A 21,189-nucleotide genomic window follows, 5' to 3' on the forward strand; every position below is an offset into this window, starting at 1 on the left:
TTTAATGAGACGGACAAAGGCCTGCCGAAAAACTTCAGTTTGCGGTCGATTTCCTTGATATAATTATGCACCGCAGTCGGACAAGTGCGTTTTCGGCAATCGGAAGCGTCGCGTCAGGAAGCGATCAAATCCTGAAATAATTTTCCCGCATCGATGCCGTTTATCGTTTCACACGGCGCATAGTGACCGAGAAGGCTCTCCCGCCCGTGCACCAAGTGTTCGGAGGTAATGCCGTGTTTGATCGAACTGTCGGCTTCGAGAAGGGCTGCAAGGTGATCGGAAAGGCGCACGAGGCGGCCGTCGACGGGTTCGAAGGCGTCGCTGTTAAAACGTCCGTTCAAATCTTCAAACGAAACCGCTTCGCTCTTTCCGTCACGCCGTATGCGGTTCAGGAATTCGTCGTTCGTATAATAGCGCAGTTCGTCGACAAAAAAATCTTCCATGAGCGGAACGAGTTCTCTGCCTGCGATTTCGTCTTCGATACGCTTTACGATGTCGGGCAGCGCGTCGGTCGCCTGCTTTACAGGCGATATGATATCGCGCGTTACGGCTTCAGGCAAATCGTGAAAGAGAGCGCAAAAAAAATTATTAATAATTCTTCGCGAGCACATTTCGATTCCGGTACTTCGCGAGAGCAGCAGCGTCATCACCGCGACAAAATAGCTGTGTCCGAGCACGTTCGTTTTCGGCACTCGCGGCGTTTGATTCCAGCGCGTTTGAAAGCGCAGCTGTTCGATCTTTAATAAAAAATCGTAGGTCTTTTGATGCGTGAGCATCATCTGCAGCCCTTCCAAATCGAGGTAGGGACGGATCTGCGCTTGGAGTTCCGTTTCGATCTTTACGAGGCGCTCCCGCTCGTTGACGACGGAGAGCATTTGGAGTTCGCGCATCGTCGAATACTTGTGCGCCGCCTGCAGCACGCGGTAGGATGCCGTAAGAGAGGCGGGGATCGGAAGCGTTTCCGCTTTTTGTCCGACATATATCGTAAAGCGGGAAAAGAGTTCGTCGTCGTTTATGAGCGGGCGGTACTGAGAAAGCACCCATTCGTCGAGCCGAAGATATTCGGCGGTGTATTCTTTTTTTAACAAACGCTGTACGGGCGCTTTTATATCGCACAGAGAAATCTTTCGGAGCAGGTCGAACAGAGAGGCATAGGCCATCCATTCCCAATCGATCGCCTCTCCTTTGTGTTCTTCGAATTTTCCGATGATATAGGCGATCATCATTTTTTCGCCGGCTTTGTCCATTTCGATCAAATCGAAAGGCCGGATCAAATCGTTCCAGCGCTGGATGGAAAATCCTTCGAAAATCTTGAGAGCGAGCGCTTTACCGATCATTACGAACTTAAACCCGCTTTTTGATCGGCGTCCATTTTATCTTTCCAGATGACGGCCTTTTTTTTGATATCTTCGGCATTCGTTTTATCGCCGATCGCAAGGCAGAGTTTGTGGCGCGCAAGCAGGAATTTGATCGCGTTGCGCATATCGTCGATGCGCCTCGTCGAAAGCTCGTATTTATCGCGGTAGCCGTTTGCCGAAGCGTCGAGCAATTTTTGCAATTTGCGCACGTAGAGCACCGTCGTTTCGTAATCGGCAGAACTCGGTTCAAAATAATCCTTTGCACCCTTTTTCATGTCGATGAGATTTTTTGCAACGGCTGCAAAGCGCCCTTCGAGTTCGACGAAGGACCACTTCCATTTGCTGTTTTCGCCGAACGCATCTTTTAAAAGCCGTATGGCAAGACCGAGCTTTCGGATAAGCAGATAACGCTTTGCAATCGGCGTATTCGCGATGTTTTCCCATTTGGACGAAAGTTCGGAGTACGGCACATCGATAAAATTCGTTACGATATCTTCGAGATAAATAATCGCACGGTAAAGCGTTTTACGCGATTCGTTGAGCGCGTCGTTATTTTTGACTTCGAGTATTTTCAGCGACAAACTGTTTTCCGCCATATAGAGGCTCGAAACGAAAACCATATCTTCGGCAAGCTGCAGCTTTTTATACGCTTCGCCCGCGTGGTCGCTTTTCATGAGGTCGACGAGCGTTTTTTCTTTTGCAAGCAGATCGTCGATCTGTTTTTGATAGGGCTGAATTGCTTTCGCAAGCTGTTCCCGCGTCGTTTCCGATATCTTTGCCATACCCGTCCTCCGAATAAAAGTCATTCTAAAAAGCCCTGAGCGCTTCAATCCCGCCGCGCTGTTTCGGCATCCCGTTTTATCGTTCCTTAATCCTTAAAAATTACACAGCGAGTAAATCTTCAGATTTATTTGCCGCCGAACCGTTCGAGCATCGACCGAGCGTGTTCAAGCGATTCGCTCGAATTTTCTCCGGAAAGCATGCGCGCGATCTCGTTTACGCGCTCCTCTCCCGAAACGCTGCGGCATCGTGACGACGTCTTGCCTTCCGACACGGCTTTTTCGATCTTTATCTGATTATCGGCATAAACGGCAATACTTGCAAGATGCGTTATGCACAATATCTGCCGATTTTTCGCAAGGTTTTTGAGGTGACTTCCGACCGATACCGCGACTTCCCCTCCGATACCCGTATCGATTTCATCGAAGACGAGTGTGGCAACCGGATCGGTTTCGGCAAATATCGTTTTAAGGGCGAGCATGACGCGGGAAAGTTCACCTCCCGAAGCGATTTGAGCAAGCGGCAAAAGCGGAGAGCCGGGGTTCGCGCTTATTAAGAATTCTACATTGTCCATGCCGTAGGGGCCGCATTTTTGCACCGCACCGCTTCCGGGCTTTTCTTCGACGCGCACCGAAAAACGAGTGCCCTTCATGCCGAGCTTTGCAAGCACCGATTCGACTTCTTTCGACATCGCCTCGCCCGCAGCCTTTCGTTTTTCGGAAAGCGCTTTTGCAGCCGTGTAGACGCGCCGTTCCGTTTCCGCCGCTTCTTTTTCCAGAGATGCTTTATCGGCAGTCCCCGCGCCGAGCCGTTCGAGATTTTCTTCGGCTTCCGCCGCATACTGCAAAACTTCGGAAAGAGGCGCAGATGGAGACGATGCGTATTTTTTCTTTAAATTATAGATGAGGGAAAGACGTTCCTGCACTTCGGCAAGGCGTGCGGGATCGTAGACGAGCTTGCCTTTATACGCGGAAAATTCTTCGGCAATATCGGACACTTCGTAAAACGCCGATTCCACGCGCGAATCCAAATCAGAAAGCGTTTTATCCATTTCGAGCGCATGGGATGCATCACGCCGCACTTGTTTTAAAATCGACACGGCTGAAGTTTCGTTGTCGGAAAGCATATTCACGATCGTATCGATGTCGGAGGCGAGCTTTTCGTAGGACGAGAGCCTCCCCTCCTCTTCAGAAAGCAGGGCATCTTCATCGGCTTTGAGCTTCGCCTCTCGTATTTCGTTTATCGCAAACGAATACATTTCGATTTTTCGAGAACGCTCTTCGCTCGATGCATTGAGTTCGTCGAGGAGTTTCCGCTTTTCGACGAGTTCGGCGTACAACGCGGTAAAACGGCGCACTTCTTCGGTGATGCCCGCCCTCGCGTCGAGGAAAACGCGGTGGCGGGGAACTTTCATAAGCGACTGATGATCGTGCTGTCCGTGGATGTCGACGAGAAGTGCCGAAAAAGAAGCCAAGTCGGCTCTCGTAACGGGCGTGCTTTGGATCCATGCCGATGACTTTCCCGAGTCGCGGAGTGTGCGGCGCACGAGCACACGTCCGTCATCGCTTTCAATGCCGTGCTGCAAAAGCCATGCTTCCGCCGTTACGGCTTCTTCTTCGACGTCGGGTGAAGTCTGCAGGGCTTTCGGCACATCGCTTTCAGCGCTTTCGCTTTTTCCGCCGAGTAAAAAGGTTCCCGACACAGACGCTTCGTGAGAGGGGCTTCGGATCATCTGAGCGTCCGATTTTCCGCCGAGCAGAAACGACAGCGCACCGATGAGGATCGATTTACCCGCACCCGTTTCGCCTGAAAGCACGGTAAAGCCGCGCGGAAATTCTATCGAAACCGAATCGATGAGAGCGAAATCTTTAATCGTCAGGTCTTCGAGCATGAGGCCCTCCCGACCAATTCAATTTTGAACGAAGCGCGCTGCAAAACTTTTCCGTCGTGCAGCCCGCAAGCTTTACTTTGTTCGCGGCTTTCCGTACGGTGATGACGCTTGCAGCTTTCAGCGCAAAAGGCGTCTGCCCGTCTACGGTGATAAGCGCCGCCTCTTTCCGCATCGAAAGGAGCTTTATGCACACTTCTTCGCGCGGATCGAGCACGATGGGACGCGACGAAAGCGAAAAGGCGTTTATCGGAGTAAGAATAATCGCATCGAGTTCAGGATCGACGATCGGCCCGCCTGCAGACGCCGAATACGCGGTCGAACCGGTGGCCGTGCTGACGATGATGCCGTCCGTTTTAAAAACGCCGAGCGGCACGCCGTCGTAGGATACTTCAAGTGAAACGGTTTTTGCAGCCGTATCCGCGCTGACGACGACATCGTTTAAGGCGACGGCGGAAAAATCCCCGCGCAAACCGCGCGAAAACGAAACTTCGAGCATACTCCGCTCGCCGACGAACATCTCTCCCGCTAAAAAAAGCTCGAGCTTTTCTTTCCATTCGTTTTTTTCGATGCTCGCGATAAAACCGAATTCGCCCAAATTGACAGGGAATACGGGAATGCCGAGAGATGCACAGCCGCGGGCGGCAAAGAGCACCGTGCCGTCTCCACCGAGCGTTACCGCAAAATCGCAGTTCGAAAAAGGATTGGCATCGCTGAAACCGTCAAAGCGGTAAAGCGACGATGCTATGTTCTTTTCCGCCAAAAAACGCTTGATTTCATTTCCGAGCGCGTGCGATTCGGGTTTTGACGTATTGACGACGATACGGCACTTTTCCATACGGCTCCCGCTCACGGCAGCGTGCCGAGCACTTTGACGATCTGCGCCGTCTCGGCGTGCGTAAGCCGCGGATAGAGCGGAAACAAAACGCAGCGCAGACTGAGCGATTTCGCGCGGATACACGAAGGAGAAAGCTCTTCATCACGGAGCGCGATAACGGAATGTTCGAAAGCACGGGTGATTTCGATACCTTTGCGGTCGGTATACTGTTTGACGTCTTTGTACGCGCTCGAAAGGACGAGCGGAAAACTACACATCGTCGACGCGCCGTCAAAATCGCGCACGAGCATCTTATGCCTGCCCGACATACAAGCGCGCTGAAAGATCGCAAAAATTTCCCTGCGTTTTTCTTCGTTTTTATTAAATTCGCGGAGTTCGACCCACGCAAGGGCGGCATTTAAATCGGGAAGCAGATCCGTAAGAGGCGCTTCGTCGGTGTATTTTTTAAGCGGGATCCAATCCCGCCTGCTTCCCGCCATGACGACAGCTCCCCCGCCCGCGGTGACGACATCGCGCTCTTCGAGGCTCAAAATGGCAAACACTCCGTACAATCCCGCCCTCGCGCGCGCGGCTTCGGCAGGCGTACGTTCCGTCCCCTTAGGAGAAGGGATCACCGAGCCGACGCTCTGCGAAATATCTTCTATGACGGGAATACCCAGAGAAGCGATCGCGTCCATATCCGGCATAATGCCGTTCGTTTCGTGCAGGAGGAGGATGCGCCCACCTTTTTTGATCCCCTCGGAAACGATATCCGCAGTTACGAGAGCGGTCACTTCGTCGACGTCGAGTACGAGCGGCGTATAGCCGAAATCTTCGAGGGCGAGTATCTGCCACGAAGGAGCGAGAGCCGAAATCATCACGACCGTACCCCGTTCCGCGCCGAGCGCTTTCATCGCATATTTTAGCGCGATGGAAGGACTCCTCACGGCAACGGCACCGTCGCATTTGAAAAATTCTTTTACCGACTGGATAAAACGCGCGTTCATCTCGCCCGGTCCGATCTTTTCGTCGACCATGCAGGTGAGCACGGCGTCCATCTCTTTCCGTCTGATCGTTGTACTGTATGTTCGAATCATCGCGGCCGTTAAAAATCGACAATCTTTTGCAGTTCTTTCGGATTGAACAGCTTATGTATGTCGAGCATGATGAGATAGGTGCCGTTGTCGGAACGGATAACGCCTTGAATGTATTCCGAGCCGATACCGCTGAACATCTGCGGGGGATCTTTTATATCGTCGGCCGTCACCGGAACGACACGCGCTACGCGGTCGATGATGATGCCGATCTTATTGTTTTCGATACTGAGGATGATAAAGCCGCCTTCGATATCGGTATCGATATCTTCATCCCTGAGCGATTTCAGCCGAAAGCGCTTGTGCAGATCGATGATCGGAATGATTTCCCCGCGCAGGTTGATGATTCCTTCCACATAATACGGCGCGTTCGGAATGGGGCGCACATCCTGTATTTTTACGATTTCTTTTACATCCATGATATCGACGCCGTATATTTCATCGCCGAGCTGAAACGTTACGAGTTGAAATTGAGAATCTTCTCCGGCCATATGCGCTCCTTGAAAACTGTTCCCGCCATCATATACCATATTTGCACATTTTGCAACATTCAATCCGCACATCAGTACAAACACACCGGAAACCGTAGTCTCAAAAAAAACAGCGGGTAAGACAAAAATCGGCGGTACTTCCGGCAGCAGTCCTGCCGTTCGCCGCGACTGACCGTGATCGGAATCGGACTACGCGAACTTTTTTCAAAAAGTTCGCGTGCCATCGGTCAGAGCGGCTCGACGTCAGTCCCGCTGCCTTGCGTTCCGCCTTCTTTGTGTAATTATGCGCAGATTTTTCCGTGTATACATTTCCGGTGCGTTTGCCCTGCGTACTTCTGCGGAGTCGTTCCTCCCGCTTTATCAATCCGCGATAAATAGAGTTACGGCGGACACTTTTTCGGCTCCGGCGGATTTTAAAACGGCAGCACAGCTTTCGATCGTTACGCCCGTCGTAAAAAGATCGTCGACGATGCACAGGTTTTTCGGTACCTTGCCGCCGAAACGTTTGAGTTCCTTTTTCAGTTTTTTCCCCGATTTCAGCGCGTATATTTTTCCGATCGATTCGAGCCGCGCTTCCCGTCCGAGCTGCTTTTGTTCGTCTGCCGTACGGCGTTCGAGGAGCCGGCATACGTCGTACCCGTAACGGTATTCCAAAAAACGGCACAGCTCTTCGATCTGATCCCAGCCTTTTTTGCGTATTTTTCCCGGACGCGGCGGTACCGGAACGACTACGCACCTTTCCGGCAGCTTTTTAAGGGCCGACGCTGCGCGCACGGCAAAAAACGGCGAAAGCGCGCGTTCTCCTTGTATTTTCCAACGGAACAAAAGCACACTGTTCCACAAGCGATACGAATAGAGAGGAAAAACGGCATCCGTATGTACCAAAAGGCACTCCCGCCTGCAGCGCATACACACACCGCGCTCGGATATAAGCGTCTTTCCGCACACCGAACACCGCTCTCCCTCTCCACAAGGAGGCTCTGCAAAACACCGCTTTTCGCACGCGCCGCACAGAGGAATCACTCCCGCCTGCCCTCCGCAGACCGCACAAGCGTTTCCGCCGGCGACAAAGGACAGGACTAAGTGCATGGCGCACACTGCCCTTTCTTTCAATGCAAAAAAGAAGCGTTTCACACTCTATATATCGCGCAAACTTTGCATTTTTACGCAGTTTTTTTTTAATTATTCGGACGAAACCGATTTGCTATCCCGCCTTCCGTGATTCGCTCACGCTCTGCGTCCTCGCTTCGCTCCGGTCGCCGAGTCACTCCAGGCGGGCGTAGGTCGTATGCCTCATGCCCGCAATTTTAATAATCCTATCGCAAAAAGACCGCGCACCCCGCAAAAGAGAGCGGGAAATCCGTGTCCCCACGATACAATTCGCCTGCGCGCTCGTTGCAAGCCGCATAGGAAACTCCGTGTTATCCACCGTTTCTTCCGTAGAGCTTGCTTAAAAAAGCAAGAGAGGCGGCCGCATCATCGGAGAGCGCATTCTCATCCATACGCCACATCCAATTTCCGCCCGCAGTCGAAGGTGTGTTCATGCGCGCGCCGTTGTCAAGGGCGAGCACGTCCTGCAGCGGGATGACGGCGTACGAAGCGGTCGATGCGAACGCTTCCCTCACGAGCTTTCCGCACAATTCGCCGCTTGTGACCATAGCCCGCGCGTCTTCATCCGAAAGCGGCTTTCCGCACACGTATTCGGCCGCACAGCGCACGACATCGTCTCTTTCTCGGAGGAGCCAGCCCTGCAGCGTATCGTTGTCGTGCGTGCCGGTATAGACGACGCAGCGCGTACTTTCGTATTCGTGGGGCAAAAAAGCGTTCGTCATATTTCCGCGCCGCTCTTCTTCAGGATCGAATGCGAACTCGAGCACTTTCATGCCGGGAAAACCGCAGCTGTCGCGGAGAGCGCGCACTTCGTCGGTAATGACGCCCAAGTCTTCCGCGATGACGGGGATATCGCCGAGAGATGCTTTGACGGCGGCAAAAAAATCCGCGCCGGGACACTTCACCCACATACCGTTTACCGCAGTCTCTTCCCCGTACGGAACAGACCAATAAGATTCAAAGCCGCGGAAGTGATCGATACGGATGCAGTCGACAAGTTCGAGCGCGCGCCTTATGCGCGAAATCCACCACGCATATCCGTCTTTTTTCATCGCATCCCAATCGTACAGCGGATTTCCCCACAGCTGTCCCGTCGCCGAAAAATAATCGGGCGGCACTCCCGCCACCCGCGTCGGAAAACCGTTTTCATCGAGCTGAAACAGTTTTTGATTCGCCCACACGTCCGCCGAATCGGGAGCGACAAAGATCGGAATATCGCCGATGATGTCGATACCGAGTGAATTGACATAGCGCTTCAATTCTCCCCACTGTACCGCAAAAAAGAACTGTATTGCTTTAATAATTTCGATATCTTCCGCATGCTCACTTTCCCACAGCGCAAGCGCTTGGGGATCGCAGGCGGCGAGTTCTTTCGGCCACGAAGTGTTCCACATCGCGTTCTCTCCGAGCGCATTTTCATCCTGCGCTTTTTCGTTTTCGTCGAAAAAATTTTTTACGCTCATAAAGACGGCATAAGTGTCGAGCCACGCCCTGTTATCGTTTTTAAAAGACGCGAAGGCATCCCGATCGGCGCCGCTCGCATGCGCAAAAAAATAACGAGCGCATTTTGAAAGAGAGGGCAGCTTCCATCGAACGACGGATTCAAAATCGACCGGCCCGTCGCAGCGTATAGAGTCGGGCGGGATTATATCGTCCGCACTCGCCCGGCCGCTTTCGGCAAGCAATTCAAAATCGATGAGGAGCGGATTTCCCGCGAAAGTCGAAAAGGATGCGTACGGAGAATCACCGTAGCCGGTCGGACCGAGCGGCAGTATCTGCCACAGCTTTTGATGCGAGCGATGCAGCCAATCCGCAAAACGATATGCGCTCTTTCCGAGCGTGCCGATGCCGGGACTTCCCGCAAGGGATGTCGGATGCAGGAGGATGCCGCTTTTTCGTGAAAATGTCATAGCGCGATTTTACTTTGTTTACGCTTCATCCGCAAGCAGATAATCGTCGCGGGCGATCATCCACGGCGCTTTTTCCTTTATCGATTGCATATCGATTCCGGAAACAAGTTTTTCGACGGACGTAAGCAAATCCTTCAGCTTGTCAAGCGTATTTTGAATATAGATAAAATAATAAACGCTCGTCCCTTTTTTATGACTCGTGATGATACCCGCATCTTTGAGGATTTTCAAATGATGCGATATCGCCGGTCGGGAAAGATGCGTTTTTGCGGTAATCGCCGCGACATCCATGCCGTCGAGTCCCGCTTCCGCGAGTATGAGGACGATGCGCTGCCGCATTTCATCGCCGAGAGCAGTAAAATAGGGCTTGCACACAATAAATTTTTTCCAAATCCGCTGAACTTCAGCGCGAAAATTCTTAACCATAGCTTCCCGCTTTATCCGATTATAAACCGCAGCATTTCATGCGTCAAATAAGTTTAAACGTTTATTCGTTTAAGCATATGATACAGTATACACCTGCCGGTACACTTTGTCAAACGACGGCGGTGATGATTCCGCCGCTATTGACTCGAGTTTCAAAATCTTGCCAAGAAATTTTTACAAGACGAAAATCGGCACATTGCAGCGGTGCGTCGTTAACCCCGAACTGCGCGAGAGCAGCGGTAGCAACAAAGGCGATCCATGAAAATGATTGCAAATGCGCGCCGCATCGTTAAATCCGATCTGCGTAACGCGATACGAACGCGTACTGTCGGCATCAGTTATCCGTCTCTCCGGCCTTAATCGCGACCGTTCCGAGGTGCAGCACTTTGCTGTAATACATCGTACGCGTCGTATCGTGTCCGACGGAAAGGGCATACATATCGACAAAATAGGTGTTGGGATACGCGCTTGAAAATCCGGAGCTCGAATAATTGTAGTCGTCGTCACCTTCCACGGGAAGTTTATTGGTATCCGGATCGAGACTCGTCCTGCCGAAATCGAAGGAATTTCGATTCCCTTCCCGCTTCGGAATCCATGTGCCGGCGGCGACGCTGCTGCCGGTATAACCGACGATGATCTTTGCCTGATAACGAGGATCGGTTTGATAATTCGTCAAGCGAATATAGATGCGCCTGTCCGCACCGGTCGATGCGATGAGCGGAGTTGTCGTTCCCGAAGCGGTTCCGAGCTCGCGGTATTTATACTTATCCCTGAGCAAGGTCGCCGCAGCCGAATACTCCGTCGAATTGTTTGCACTGCTCAACGCGGACGTAACGCTGCCGATCGATTCGTAGCGATTGTAGATTTTATAATAAACGGCCGTTCCTAAAAAATCGAATGACGTGCTTATGCTCGAGTTTCCGGTTTCGTTCGTCACAAAATCGAAATATTTATTGTCATACGTCGTATCCGCATTCGGCGTGTTGTATATACGAAAGGGCGCTTCGAGCACATAATACTCTTCCAGTCCGCAGCCGAAAAAACAAAGGCAGCACGCTGCAAGAAAAAACAATTCGTATACATGACAGTTTTTCCGCATGCCGCCGCCCATTCTCATGTAAAAAAAACAATTATATCGATATATTCGTTACTCGGTTTTGCCTTCTGCTTTCAGCGCGATAAGGCGCGTTTCGGCAAGATTCGTCCACGCATCTCCGAGCGCGCCTGCACTGAGCTTCGCATACGCTTCCGCCGCTTTTTTATAATCGCCGAGCGTTTCGTAGGTGCGCGCTTCGGAAAAACGCGCGTGAGACGCGAGCGGAAAATCCTTCACGTCCGCAGCTTTTCCGTAACTCGCCGCCGCATCGGAGAAGTTTCCGGTATTTTCATCGCAGACGGCGATATTGTAATACGCAAGCGGCGCCGTATACGACTTCGCGCCCTTCGCTGCGGCAGCCGCCCAATAAGCTTTTGCCGCCGCATAATCCTTTCGCCCGTACGCGATGCCGGCAGCGAGCATATTCGCCCTCACACCGACGATGCCGCCTTTCGAAAGATAAGGCGTAAGTTTCGTCATTGCATCGCTTCTTTTTGATTCGATTTCCGCATCCGAAAGAGGATCCGAAGCGTTCATGAGATCGTATTCTACGGTATCGACAAATGAAATGCCTTTCGTCGTTGAAGATGAAACGACGGCGGCGGAAATGCCGTATACGACTATCGCACCGATGACGACGGCCGCCGAGATGATGATCTGCATACGATGGCGCAGCATAAACTGCGAAAGACGTTCGCCTGCAGTCGCTTTTTCAAATTTTTTTTCAATCATATTTACTCCCGATAATCTCGCTTTTATCATACTCCCGTATTCATATCTATTCCGACAGTTCTTCGCGGTCGCGAAGGTCGCTCAGCAGACGCGAAACATAGGTCCGCTGAATGCCGAGTATTTTTCCCGCTTTCGTTTTATTCCAAGCGGTCTCTTCCAAAATTTTCCGCACATAGGCGCTTTTAAATTTATTGACCGCTTCTTTGAGCGAACGGTCGCCGCTCACGTCGGACGCGTATTCCTCCGCCATGCACTCGATTTCGTTTTTCCCGCTTCCGCGCTCTTCATAACCGATGCGGAGATCGAGCGCATTGATAAGAGGCGGCGTACCGAGCACGCATGCGCGTTCGATCGAATTTTCGAGTTCGCGGATGTTCCCCGGCCAATAATACGAATAAAGGGCATCCATAGCCGAACGCGAAAAACCGGTAAAATTCTTTTTCGTCTCTCCCGAAAACTTTTGCAAAAAGAAATCGGCAAGAGCGCCGATATCCTCTTTCCGCTCGCGAAGCGGCGGCACTTTTAAAGGTATGCCGCTCAAGCGAAAGTACAGATCGCTTCGGAACTTTTGCTCGCTCATCATCGCTTCGAGGTCGCGGTTCGTTGCGGCGACGACGCGCACGTCGACGGACACGGTTTTGCTCGATCCGACTTTTTGAAACTGCTTCGACTGTATGACGCGCAAAAGCTTCGCCTGCAGTTCGAGCGGCATCTCGCCGATTTCGTCGAGAAAGATCGTTCCGCCGTCGGCCGTTTCAAAGTAGCCCTTGTGATCGACTTTCGCGTCGGTAAACGCGCCTTTTACGTGCCCGAAAAGCTCGCTTTCGAGCAGCGAAGGAGAAAGAGCCGCGCAGTTGACCCGCACGAAAGGCTTTCCCGAGCGATCGCTTCTTCGATGTATCTGTTCGGCGACAAGCTCTTTTCCGACACCGCTTTCGCCGGTTATGATGATCGAAAGATTCGTCTTCGCAATGCCGTCGATCATTTTCAGCAAATCCGAAATGACGGGGCTTTTTGCGATAAACGGATGATAATCGCTTCCCGATGAAATCGTATTTTGCAGCGCGAAGATTTTATTTTGCGCGGATTGATACTTCGCCGCATTTTTATACGCTATGCCCGCCTGATTGCACAGCATATTGAGTATTTCAAGATCGTCGTCATCGAAATACAGTCCGCCCGCTTTGTTTATCAATTCGATGACGCCGATGCACTCGTCGCCCACGCACAGCGGGACCGCTATCATCGTTTTGGAAACGTAGCCGGTTTTATGCTGCACGTGATCGGAAAAGCGCGGATCGCGCGCGACATCCCGAAGGATGAGCGGCTGCCGATGAGCTGAAACCCAACCTGCAATGCTGTTTTTATCGACAGGGATGTCTTTCGCTTCCGCCCCTTTCGGCCCCAACGCGATGACGAATCGAAGCGTACCGTCGGCGTTTACGAGCAGCAGCGACGACGATTCGCAGTGAACGAGACGCATCGCCGCTTCAAGAATGTATGCGAGCAGCGCGTCCAAATCCGCGTAATTCGAATTGATTCTGTTGTTGATTTCGATGAGCGTATTCAGTTCATCTAAACCAATCGAAGTCATCTCGGTTTTCGGTAAAATTATTAATCTTTTTTCTGCGTCTGCAGAAAGTCGCCGAACGTATACGCGCCGTCGTTTTCATCGGGCTTTGCGATATACTGCGAAATGGCCGCCCGCTCCTGCGCCTTTTTGAATTCGCGCACGGAAAAAGCGATCTTTTCTTTTTCGACGTTGACGTCGACGACGTACACATTGATTTTATCGCCGACTTTATAATTTTTTACCGCCTCTTCAAAAGGTACGTTGCGGTCTTCGCTCAAATTCGTTTTATTGACAAGACCTTCGATGCCTTCCGGCGCTTTGACGAAAATGCCGAATTCCGTGATCGACGTGATCTCGCCTTCGAGCGTCGAACCGGGTTTATGCGCGTCGGCAAAGAGCTTCCACGGATTGTCGGTAAGCTGCTTGATACCGAGCCGGATACGGTGGCTTTCCGCATCGTTTTCGATGACGACCGCTTCCACTTCCTGATCCTGTTCGAGTTCGCTTCCGGGATGCTTGACTTTTTTCGTCCACGAAATATCGTCGCCGTGCAAAAATCCGTCGATGCCGTCTTCAAGTTCGATAAAGGCGCCCGCATTCGTGATCTTTACGACTTTGCCCTTTATGCGCGTGCCGACCGGATATTTTTCGCCGATCGTATCCCACGGATTCGCCGTGACCTGCTTTAAGCCCAGCGATACGCGGCCGGCTTGAATATCGTAGCCGAGGATCATGCATTCGACTTCGTCTCCGACTTTTACCATGTCGGACGGCTTGTTGACTTTTTTCGTCCACGAAAATTCGCTTATGTGCACGAGACCTTCGATGCCCTCTTCAAGTTCGATAAAGGCACCGAAATCGGTAAGCTTCGTCACTTTGCCCTTTACGACATCGTTGACGTGATAGGTATCTTCAAAGTGCATCCACGGATCTTCGGTAAAGTGCTTGAGCGAAAGGTTGATGCGCTTTTCGGCTTCGTCCATGCGGATCACTTTGAGCTCGATCTCCTGCCCTTTTTTGACAAAATCTTTCGGGCGGGCGACATGCCCCCAGCTCATATCGTTTATATGAAGCAGACCGTCGAATCCGCCCAAGTCGATGAAAGCGCCGAAGCTTGTAAAGCTCTTTACGGTACCCTTTACCGTGTCGCCGATCTTTACGTTCGAAAAAAATTCATCGCGGGCTTTATCGATCTGCTCTTCGAGATATTTTCTGCGGTTGACGACAACGTTCGCTTTGTTGTCGGAGTACAGCCGTTCGATATACATTTTGCTTTCGGTACCGATGAGCGATTCGGGTTTTTCGACCTTTTGGCTGTCGGACTGGCTGATCGGCAAAAACGCGTGTATGCCGCCGCCCAAATCGACTTCGAAGCCGCCTTTCACGACCTTCGATACAGTGCCGTCTATAGGCGTTTTATCTTTGAACGCTTGGGTAATATCCTTCCACAAGCGCTTTTCATCGGCTTGCCGTTTGGAAATCTCCGGACCGTTTTTGCCGAATTTATTGACGAGTTTAACCGTAACCGTATCCCCGACTTCCGGCACCTTTGAGCCGAACTCCGATTTGGGGATTCTGCCTTCCGATTTGCAGTTTACATCGACAAATACGGTATCGTCGGTAACCGCGACGACCGTCCCGTCGACGAGCTGTCCGTTTTCCGGCGTGCTCAAACTGTTCAGAGATTCTTCTAATTGTGTCTGGAACTTATCCTTGGAGTCCTGGTTTTGTTCCTTTTCCACTTCCTGTGTTTCCATCTTTGACCCTTTTTCGTGAATTTGATTTAATATTATCTCACAAACTTTCTCTATCGTCAAGGTGGATGTATCGATATATACGGCGTCGGGAGCAATGACGAGTGCGCCTTCTTTTTTGTTTTTATCGATTTCGTCGCGCTTCTTTATCGCTTCTTTGATCTCTTCGAGCGTCATGCCGCTCACGCCCTGTTTGAATCTCCGCTCGGCCTGCACGTCAAGCGACGCGTCAAGATAGAATTTACAGTCGGCATCGGGAAATACGACGGTCGTCATATCGCGTCCTTCCGAAACGATGTCGAGCGATTTTGTTAATTCGCGAAGGCGAGCGTTGACAAAACGGCGTACTTCGGGAAACGCGGACACGCCTGCCGCGTGAGCGCTCACTTCGTCCGCGTGCAGCAAGGATTCGACGTCATCGCCGTTTAGAATCAAATGCGAATCGACGTAATCGAGTTTTTGTTTTTTGCAAAAATCGACGACAGCCCCTTCGTCATTCAAATCGATGCCGTTTTTTAAAAGCGCGAGCGTGAGCGCGCGGTAAAAGCTTCCGCTGTTTAAAAACGTAATGCCGAGCTTTTTCGCAATAAGAGATGCAATCGTGCTTTTACCGGTACCCGCCGGTCCGTCTATCGCAATAACCATATATCCTCCCATAAAAACTTTTGCAGGAAATTAGAGCCTTCGGCTCGTTCTGCAAAGAACTGATTCTACGTGTCCGCTTTCGCGGACTTCGAATCAATTTCCGAAAAAGTTTTTAACCGTGCGCACTGGCGCACAGCGTATATCCGCGCCTTTCTAAAATCGCTCCGTTCCCGAATTTTTGCACAGTGCGAGAAGACCGCGCACTTCGCCCTTCGTTAGATCGCGGAACTCGCCGCGTTTAAGTCCGTCGACCGTTACGTTTCCGATCCGCACGCGCTCAAGCGATTTGATGCCGACTTGATAATATTCGAACACGCGCCTGATTTCACGGTTTTTGCCTTCGATCAAAACGATGTGCATTTTTCGTGCATTGTGTTCTTCGGCTTTGATGCAGCGGTAAAATACATTGTCTATGCGGATGCCCTTTTCAAAATCGGCTGCAAGCGTACGCGGGATATGCGTACTCGTTTCGACCGCGTATTCTTTTTCGAGTTCCGCCGACGGATGCGAAAGGGTTGCCGCAAAGCCGCCGTCGTTCGTAAAAATTATTAATCCCGTGCTGAACATGTCGAGGCGTCCGACATTGTACAACCTTTCTGTATACGCGGATTTTAACAAATCGGATGCGACGGGTCTCCCCTTTTCATCGGAAAGAGAGCACACATAGCCTGCAGGTTTATTGAGGAGTACGTAGCGGAACTCTTTTTCGGGTGAAACTATTTTGCCGTCGAGGGCCACTTTATCGCCGGACGACACTTTCGTACCGAGCGCCGTAACGATTTCTCCGTTTACCGAAACGCGGCCGGACGCGATGTACTCTTCCGACGCGCGGCGGCTTGCGACACCGGATCGAGCAAGGTATGCCTGCAGCCTCATCGGAAACGAAAAGTCAGCGGGCAAGCTCGAACCTCTCGGCTTCGTCTTCGTCGAGCTTCGGCAATTCGGATATGCTGTTCAAACGGAAAAATTTTAAAAATTCTTTTGTCGTGCCGAAGAGCACCGGTTTTCCCGGCACGTCTTTTTTGCCGACTTCTTTTATTAAATTTCGCTCCGAAAGCAGACGGATCATATTGTCGGCGGACACGCCTCTGATCGCTTCGATTTCGCCGCGTGTGATCGGCTGCGAATACGCGATGATCGAAAGCGTTTCCATAGCCGAGCGCGAAAGCTTTCCTTCGCTTTTGGAACCGTAGCGTTCCCGCAGCGCTTGCCACAATTCTTTTTTCGGAACGAGCGACCAGCCGCCGGTGATCATCTGCAGTTCGATACCGCTCGACTTTTCGGCAAGGCGTTCTTTTAAAGCGTCGATACACTTTTTGACGACTTCGCTCGAAAGCTGCGAAATATTCGCAAGCGAACGCTCGCTCACGGGTTCGCTTTCGAGAAAGAGGATCGTTTCGATCAATGCCGTTTCTTTTTCAAGCTCCATACCGCTTCCGTCACCCCTGTACGCTTGCACTGCCGGCACCCGAAACCGAAGCCGCCGCGTGTTCTTCTTTCAGTCTGCATATCTTTATATCACCAAAGAGCCTGTTTTGGAAGACGGCGATCATCCGGTCTTTTACCGCTTCGAGCAGCGCCATAAACGAACAGATGATATCCATTTCGTTTCCCGGCCTCGTGATCAAATCCGTAAACATACACTCGCCCGCCTCTTCGAGCTTTTCGTTCATGAGCGTGATCTTTTCGTTGATCGAAATCTCTTCGTACATGTTCAGTATCTTTTCGTTCGAATACTGAGAAACCATGTCGCGGAAAATCCGCTGCATCTGCTGAAGGAGATCCCACGTATCGATCTGCTCCCAAATGCCGTCGTCTTTGTCGAAAGGCAGCACGCGCTGGATCTTCGCGCGTTCGAAATTCCACTCCGACGTATCTTCCTGATCTTCCATCAATTGCGACAAGCGTTTGAATTTTTGGTATTCGATAAGGCGGTCGACGAGCTCCTGCCGCGGATCTTCGTCATCGTCGTCATACTCGATTTCAACGGGGAGCAGCATACGGCTTTTGATATAGAGAAGCTTCGCCGCCCAACTGTAAAATTCCGACAGATCGCCCAAATCGGTCTGCACCGCATAATCGAGATATTCAAGATATTGATCGGTGATCTCGGCTATCGGAATATCGTAGATATTGACTTTGCTTTCCCTGATAAGCGTCCACAATAAATCGAGCGGGCCTTCGAATTCGCCCGCCGTATAGCTGCGCTTTACTTTTGCCGTATCCGCCGTTTTTTGGAGTACCGACTGTTCTTCCGCCATTTTATGCCTCTCGAAACATCAAACGCCTGCGAGGAAATTACCCCGCGTGTTCCGCTGTAAAGTATGGGGCGGCAGCGTGTATTAAAATAGCCGTCCCATAAAACAGCACAGCGAGTAAATCTTCAATTTGGGAGCTGTACATCCGTTTTCAGCGTACAGATTCCTTACCTCAACTATCGGCAAAACGGCATAAAATCTCAACCTCCGGAACAATAAAAAAAAATCAGGGAAATCGTCGGAAAATCGAAGCTTTCGGACAAGGAGAAAATTTAAAAAATTTTGCTTGCATTATTTGAAATCTGTGGTATACTTACAAGCGGTGAAAGGGACAGAGCGTGAGAAGCACGCCGGAACGGTTAGCGCCGTTGAGGACGAGCGGTAAGGAGGGCAGCCTATGGTTGAAAATCCCCCGTACACAGCTGTCTTGGATCACTGATATTCAGCCGGTCGGAATGACCGCGCATGAAATGAAGGTCGGCAAAAGAACGCATACAGCGCGCTTATTGCCGTGACCGCAAATGCCGGCGTTATGCCGGCTTTTTTTATTGTGTACGGAAACGAATAATCGCAACGGAGTAAACGCATCTCGTAATCGACATTCGCTCCGATATAAAGTACACTGGCAAGCGATATGTTGAAAAACGAAGCGTTCAACAATTCTTTCGATAAACTCGTCTCCGGTATAAGTGCGGAAGAACGGCGGTTTTTGCTTGAAAGGCTGAAACAGGAAACTGCGGCTTTGCCTCCGCAGCCGCTTTCGGTTCCGGCAGAACAGGCATCCGACACGAGAACGCTCCAAGTCCGTATACAAACCGAATCGCCTTTGTATCGTTTCATTTTATGGCTGCGCGCGCTGCTTACGAATCAAAGCCGGGAGACGCTCTACAATAAAGACGTTATGGCGGATACGGCACGAAAAATCGCCCGTGCGCATCCGGGCTTGATCGATTTTCCGCACGGCGTATTGGAATCGATCTTTTACGAAAAACTCAAAGACATTCATGACTGCGCTTCTTTTTTCAAACCCTACATCGCCGCGGCATATGAGAACTCCGGCGAATTCTACGTTTTTTTAAGTACCTTCGTCGCGCCCGAAATCGCGGAACACATCGACAACGAAGCCGATCCCTATGCGATCCCGTTCGACCGGCCGCTCACGAACGAATTGCGCGTTTCACTTGCACGCAAACTCGATGCGGCGATCCGCGACATTTCAAGCGAAGCAAAGGCGAATATGTACGAAGCGGTGCGCGCCGTAGAATGGCTGAGGCAGTTTACCGCTCTGCCGTATTTGCACTTTCTCGCGCAATTTACCGCGATCGCATCGAGCTCGCACACCTGTCCCTTCGGAAACGCGCACACCGATTACGCATCCTTCGCGCGAGTGCTGTCGAACGGGGTATCGATTTCAAACGAAGTGCTTGAAAGCCTCTTTTTCTTCGTTCAGCGAAAAGCGACGCGTACGCTCGCCCTCGATGCCGACTCCGAAAAAGCGCTGAAAGATTTTTTGAAAAAAGCGGCGGCGACGCTTTCAAGCATACGTATATTTATCGAAACGGTTCCGCTCGTTCCGATCGGGCGCATTGTCCACGCAAACTGTACGTGGCTTCCGGAGCCGTTCGGAGGTGCGGAAGATTGGTCGATAAAATTCCGCGGTCAATGGAAAGCGATCTTCGACGAGAGGTGGAATTCATGGCTCGCCGACAGAAAAAAACATCAGCTCGTCGATTCGCTTACCGTGCATTTCGGACTGGAGGAATTTCCCGAACTGCCGTACCGTCCGTGGGCATCGCTGTGGGGCGGCATTCCGTTCCGTTGTGAAATGACGGCGGGATTTTTAGCGTGGTTTGCTTCGAATAAATACGGAGAAGCGATGCCGACGCTTACGACGCTCATGCTTGAAGGCATCTTTCTAAAAAACGAAAACCGCATCGAATTTTCCGAAGCCGTCAACGATTTTGCCTCGACAAATAAAAAAATCGAAGCGTTTACCGAATCGCTTGCCCCGCGCGGTACGAAGGGTATCGTATTCGAAAGCATCGCATCCGAACATATTCGCTCGCTGAAAGGACAGGAGCGTATCGATTCGCTGATGCTCGCAATCGAAGCGGAAGTCCGTGAACTCGGCAGCGCATTCTGCAAAGAATGTCGTACGATCGAAAATATTTTTTCCGGCATTTTTAATGAAAGCAAAAGCGCAGACTACGATGCGCTGCAAAACCTTATGACGATTCAAGGACGCGACAATCAGGATTTCAGAGATAAAATGCTCGAAGTCCGGAGTTTGCTGCAAAACGCGTTCAAGCTTCTCGCGGAAATCGAACCCTTCAATTTGCCGCGCGAAGCCCCTTCCGATGCGGCGGCGGCAGAATGACTCGCATCACCCTCTCCTGTACGGAGCCGTATGCGGTACGTCCTTTTTACGCAGGCGGTAAGCCGCTCTTGCACGATGCGCCCTTTTGGGGCATGACGCTCAAAAAAGCGGGAAGCATGCGATTCCGCTGGAACGAAACGAATGGAACGCGCGATACGCTGCTTAAAGAAATCACATCGGGCGGAAGCGCTTCGCAAAACGGTGCGCCGTGTGATCCCGTTCCGCTTGAACTCATCCATTCGAAAATCGTATACTCCGTCTCATCCGCCTCCGATACGTACGGCTTACAGGGCGACGGTATCGTGACCGATCGTACATCGCTCATGCCCGTCGTCACGGCGGCGGACTGTATGCCGATATTTTTTTATGAACGGGAACGCGGCGTCTTCGGCGTCGCCCATTCGGGATGGAAGGGAACGGGAATCGTTACGGAAGCGATCGCCGTAATGCGGCGAATATACGGAACCGATGTAAAAAACTTATCCGTCGCGCTCGGTCCGCATATACGAAGCTGCTGTTATATCGTAGACGAAGAGCGCGCATCGTATTTTAAAAAGAACTTTTGCGACGATTGCGTACGGGAATACGAAAGCGGATATGCAAATGCAAAGCGCTACCGGCTTTCGCTTGAAAAAGCAAATCTTTCACTCCTCGAAGCCTCGGGCGTCCGCGACGAAAATATCGCCGTATGCGATGACTGCACCGGATGCGACGAGCGCTTCGGATCGTTCAGGCGGGAAACGGGCGGCGACGTGCAAAAGCCTTTTACCGTACAGGCCGCCTTTTGCGGATGGATCCGCTGAGTGCGCGCGTACAGCGGACAGCATAAAAAGTCGATTTTGAATTTCATAAGGCCGCTCGAAACGGCAGCGTCCGCTCT

At 51.4% G+C, this 21,189-nt stretch carries 18 protein-coding genes; 2 read left to right on the forward strand and 16 right to left on the reverse strand.

Going from position 1 to position 21,189, the window contains the following annotated elements:
* Positions 1-113: 113 nt before the first annotated feature.
* From H9I36_RS08615 to H9I36_RS08690, 16 genes are all read right to left on the reverse strand, one after another.
* Positions 114-1,337 (reverse strand): HD domain-containing protein, encoded by a 1,224-nt coding sequence (locus tag H9I36_RS08615; RefSeq protein ID WP_187384949.1) that lies wholly within the window; start codon positions 1,335-1,337, stop codon positions 114-116.
* The gene (locus tag H9I36_RS08620) at positions 1,337-2,140 is read right to left on the reverse strand and encodes a hypothetical protein (protein ID WP_187384950.1); all 804 of its coding nucleotides are present in this window, start codon (positions 2,138-2,140) and stop codon (positions 1,337-1,339) included. Before H9I36_RS08620 ends, H9I36_RS08615 begins: the two co-directional genes overlap by 1 nt.
* A gap of 125 nt (positions 2,141-2,265) precedes the next feature.
* On the reverse strand, positions 2,266-4,029 hold the full coding sequence (recN, locus tag H9I36_RS08625) for a DNA repair protein RecN (protein ID WP_187384951.1): 1,764 nt from the start codon (positions 4,027-4,029) through the stop codon (positions 2,266-2,268).
* On the reverse strand, positions 4,007-4,864 hold the full coding sequence (locus H9I36_RS08630) for an NAD(+)/NADH kinase (RefSeq protein WP_187384952.1): 858 nt from the start codon (positions 4,862-4,864) through the stop codon (positions 4,007-4,009). The genes recN and H9I36_RS08630 overlap by 23 nt, the downstream gene beginning before the upstream one ends.
* Before the next feature lie 11 nt (positions 4,865-4,875).
* Entirely contained in the window at positions 4,876-5,940 is a 1,065-nt protein-coding gene (locus H9I36_RS08635; protein ID WP_187384953.1) for a DegT/DnrJ/EryC1/StrS family aminotransferase, read from the reverse strand.
* 8 nt (positions 5,941-5,948) lie between these two features.
* Positions 5,949-6,428, reverse strand: coding sequence for a chemotaxis protein CheW (locus H9I36_RS08640; RefSeq protein ID WP_187384954.1), 480 nt, complete (start codon positions 6,426-6,428; stop codon positions 5,949-5,951).
* Between the two features lie 360 nt (positions 6,429-6,788).
* Positions 6,789-7,517, reverse strand: a complete 729-nt coding sequence (locus H9I36_RS08645) for a ComF family protein (protein WP_222864677.1) — start codon at positions 7,515-7,517, stop codon at positions 6,789-6,791.
* Between the two features lie 332 nt (positions 7,518-7,849).
* Entirely contained in the window at positions 7,850-9,448 is a 1,599-nt protein-coding gene (gene malQ / locus H9I36_RS08650) for a 4-alpha-glucanotransferase (protein WP_187384956.1), read from the reverse strand.
* An 18-nt stretch (positions 9,449-9,466) separates the two neighbouring features.
* Positions 9,467-9,874: an ArsR/SmtB family transcription factor gene (locus tag H9I36_RS08655; RefSeq protein ID WP_187384957.1), complete on the reverse strand. Its 408-nt coding sequence runs from the start codon at positions 9,872-9,874 to the stop codon at positions 9,467-9,469.
* A gap of 334 nt (positions 9,875-10,208) precedes the next feature.
* Positions 10,209-10,991 (reverse strand): hypothetical protein, encoded by a 783-nt coding sequence (locus tag H9I36_RS08660; protein ID WP_187384958.1) that lies wholly within the window; start codon positions 10,989-10,991, stop codon positions 10,209-10,211.
* Between the two features lie 30 nt (positions 10,992-11,021).
* Positions 11,022-11,702, reverse strand: a complete 681-nt coding sequence (locus H9I36_RS08665; protein ID WP_187384959.1) for a tetratricopeptide repeat protein — start codon at positions 11,700-11,702, stop codon at positions 11,022-11,024.
* Between the two features lie 46 nt (positions 11,703-11,748).
* Positions 11,749-13,296: a sigma-54-dependent Fis family transcriptional regulator gene (locus H9I36_RS08670; protein WP_187384960.1), complete on the reverse strand. Its 1,548-nt coding sequence runs from the start codon at positions 13,294-13,296 to the stop codon at positions 11,749-11,751.
* Positions 13,297-13,316: 20 nt separating this feature from the next.
* Complete coding sequence (gene rpsA, locus H9I36_RS08675) at positions 13,317-15,674, reverse strand: 30S ribosomal protein S1 (RefSeq protein WP_187384961.1); 2,358 nt, start codon at positions 15,672-15,674, stop codon at positions 13,317-13,319.
* Positions 15,675-15,827: 153 nt separating this feature from the next.
* A complete protein-coding gene (locus tag H9I36_RS08680; protein ID WP_187385044.1) occupies positions 15,828-16,550 on the reverse strand; it encodes a pseudouridine synthase in 723 nt (240 codons plus the stop codon).
* 13 nt (positions 16,551-16,563) lie between these two features.
* Positions 16,564-17,103, reverse strand: coding sequence for an SMC-Scp complex subunit ScpB (scpB, locus tag H9I36_RS08685; RefSeq protein ID WP_187384962.1), 540 nt, complete (start codon positions 17,101-17,103; stop codon positions 16,564-16,566).
* Between the two features lie 10 nt (positions 17,104-17,113).
* Positions 17,114-17,935 (reverse strand): segregation and condensation protein A, encoded by an 822-nt coding sequence (locus H9I36_RS08690; RefSeq protein WP_187384963.1) that lies wholly within the window; start codon positions 17,933-17,935, stop codon positions 17,114-17,116.
* A 631-nt stretch (positions 17,936-18,566) separates the two neighbouring features.
* Here H9I36_RS08690 and H9I36_RS08695 point away from each other — a divergent pair.
* Together H9I36_RS08695 and H9I36_RS08700 are read left to right on the forward strand one after the other, a co-directional pair.
* Entirely contained in the window at positions 18,567-20,309 is a 1,743-nt protein-coding gene (locus H9I36_RS08695) for a DUF5312 domain-containing protein (protein WP_187384964.1), read from the forward strand.
* Entirely contained in the window at positions 20,306-21,112 is an 807-nt protein-coding gene (locus H9I36_RS08700; RefSeq protein WP_187384965.1) for a purine nucleoside phosphorylase YfiH/LACC1 family protein, read from the forward strand. Before H9I36_RS08695 ends, H9I36_RS08700 begins: the two co-directional genes overlap by 4 nt.
* The last annotated feature ends 77 nt before the right edge of the window (positions 21,113-21,189 follow it).

The sequence above is a fragment of the Treponema sp. Marseille-Q4130 genome (assembly GCF_014334325.1).
Classification (GTDB): Bacteria; Spirochaetota; Spirochaetia; order Treponematales; family Treponemataceae; genus Treponema_D.

What these genes read in the sequence shown, in the direction of transcription:
- H9I36_RS08630 (WP_187384952.1), bottom strand. Translation starts at nt 4,864, where the DNA reads ATGGAAAAGTGCCGTATCGTCGTCAATACGTCAAAACCCGAATCGCAC.
- H9I36_RS08690 (WP_187384963.1), bottom strand. Translation starts at nt 17,935, where the DNA reads ATGGCGGAAGAACAGTCGGTACTCCAAAAAACGGCGGATACGGCAAAA.
- H9I36_RS08700 (WP_187384965.1), top strand. Translation starts at nt 20,306, where the DNA reads ATGACTCGCATCACCCTCTCCTGTACGGAGCCGTATGCGGTACGTCCT.
- malQ (WP_187384956.1), bottom strand. Translation starts at nt 9,448, where the DNA reads ATGACATTTTCACGAAAAAGCGGCATCCTCCTGCATCCGACATCCCTT.
- H9I36_RS08665 (WP_187384959.1), bottom strand. Translation starts at nt 11,702, where the DNA reads ATGATTGAAAAAAAATTTGAAAAAGCGACTGCAGGCGAACGTCTTTCG.
- H9I36_RS08695 (WP_187384964.1), top strand. Translation starts at nt 18,567, where the DNA reads ATGTTGAAAAACGAAGCGTTCAACAATTCTTTCGATAAACTCGTCTCC.
- H9I36_RS08635 (WP_187384953.1), bottom strand. Translation starts at nt 5,940, where the DNA reads ATGATTCGAACATACAGTACAACGATCAGACGGAAAGAGATGGACGCC.
- recN (WP_187384951.1), bottom strand. Translation starts at nt 4,029, where the DNA reads ATGCTCGAAGACCTGACGATTAAAGATTTCGCTCTCATCGATTCGGTT.
- H9I36_RS08645 (WP_222864677.1), bottom strand. Translation starts at nt 7,517, where the DNA reads ATGCACTTAGTCCTGTCCTTTGTCGCCGGCGGAAACGCTTGTGCGGTC.
- H9I36_RS08660 (WP_187384958.1), bottom strand. Translation starts at nt 10,991, where the DNA reads ATGAGAATGGGCGGCGGCATGCGGAAAAACTGTCATGTATACGAATTG.
- H9I36_RS08680 (WP_187385044.1), bottom strand. Translation starts at nt 16,550, where the DNA reads ATGAGGCTGCAGGCATACCTTGCTCGATCCGGTGTCGCAAGCCGCCGC.
- rpsA (WP_187384961.1), bottom strand. Translation starts at nt 15,674, where the DNA reads ATGGTTATTGCGATAGACGGACCGGCGGGTACCGGTAAAAGCACGATT.
- H9I36_RS08620 (WP_187384950.1), bottom strand. Translation starts at nt 2,140, where the DNA reads ATGGCAAAGATATCGGAAACGACGCGGGAACAGCTTGCGAAAGCAATT.
- H9I36_RS08670 (WP_187384960.1), bottom strand. Translation starts at nt 13,296, where the DNA reads ATGACTTCGATTGGTTTAGATGAACTGAATACGCTCATCGAAATCAAC.
- H9I36_RS08655 (WP_187384957.1), bottom strand. Translation starts at nt 9,874, where the DNA reads ATGGTTAAGAATTTTCGCGCTGAAGTTCAGCGGATTTGGAAAAAATTT.
- H9I36_RS08640 (WP_187384954.1), bottom strand. Translation starts at nt 6,428, where the DNA reads ATGGCCGGAGAAGATTCTCAATTTCAACTCGTAACGTTTCAGCTCGGC.
- H9I36_RS08615 (WP_187384949.1), bottom strand. Translation starts at nt 1,337, where the DNA reads ATGATCGGTAAAGCGCTCGCTCTCAAGATTTTCGAAGGATTTTCCATC.
- scpB (WP_187384962.1), bottom strand. Translation starts at nt 17,103, where the DNA reads ATGGAGCTTGAAAAAGAAACGGCATTGATCGAAACGATCCTCTTTCTC.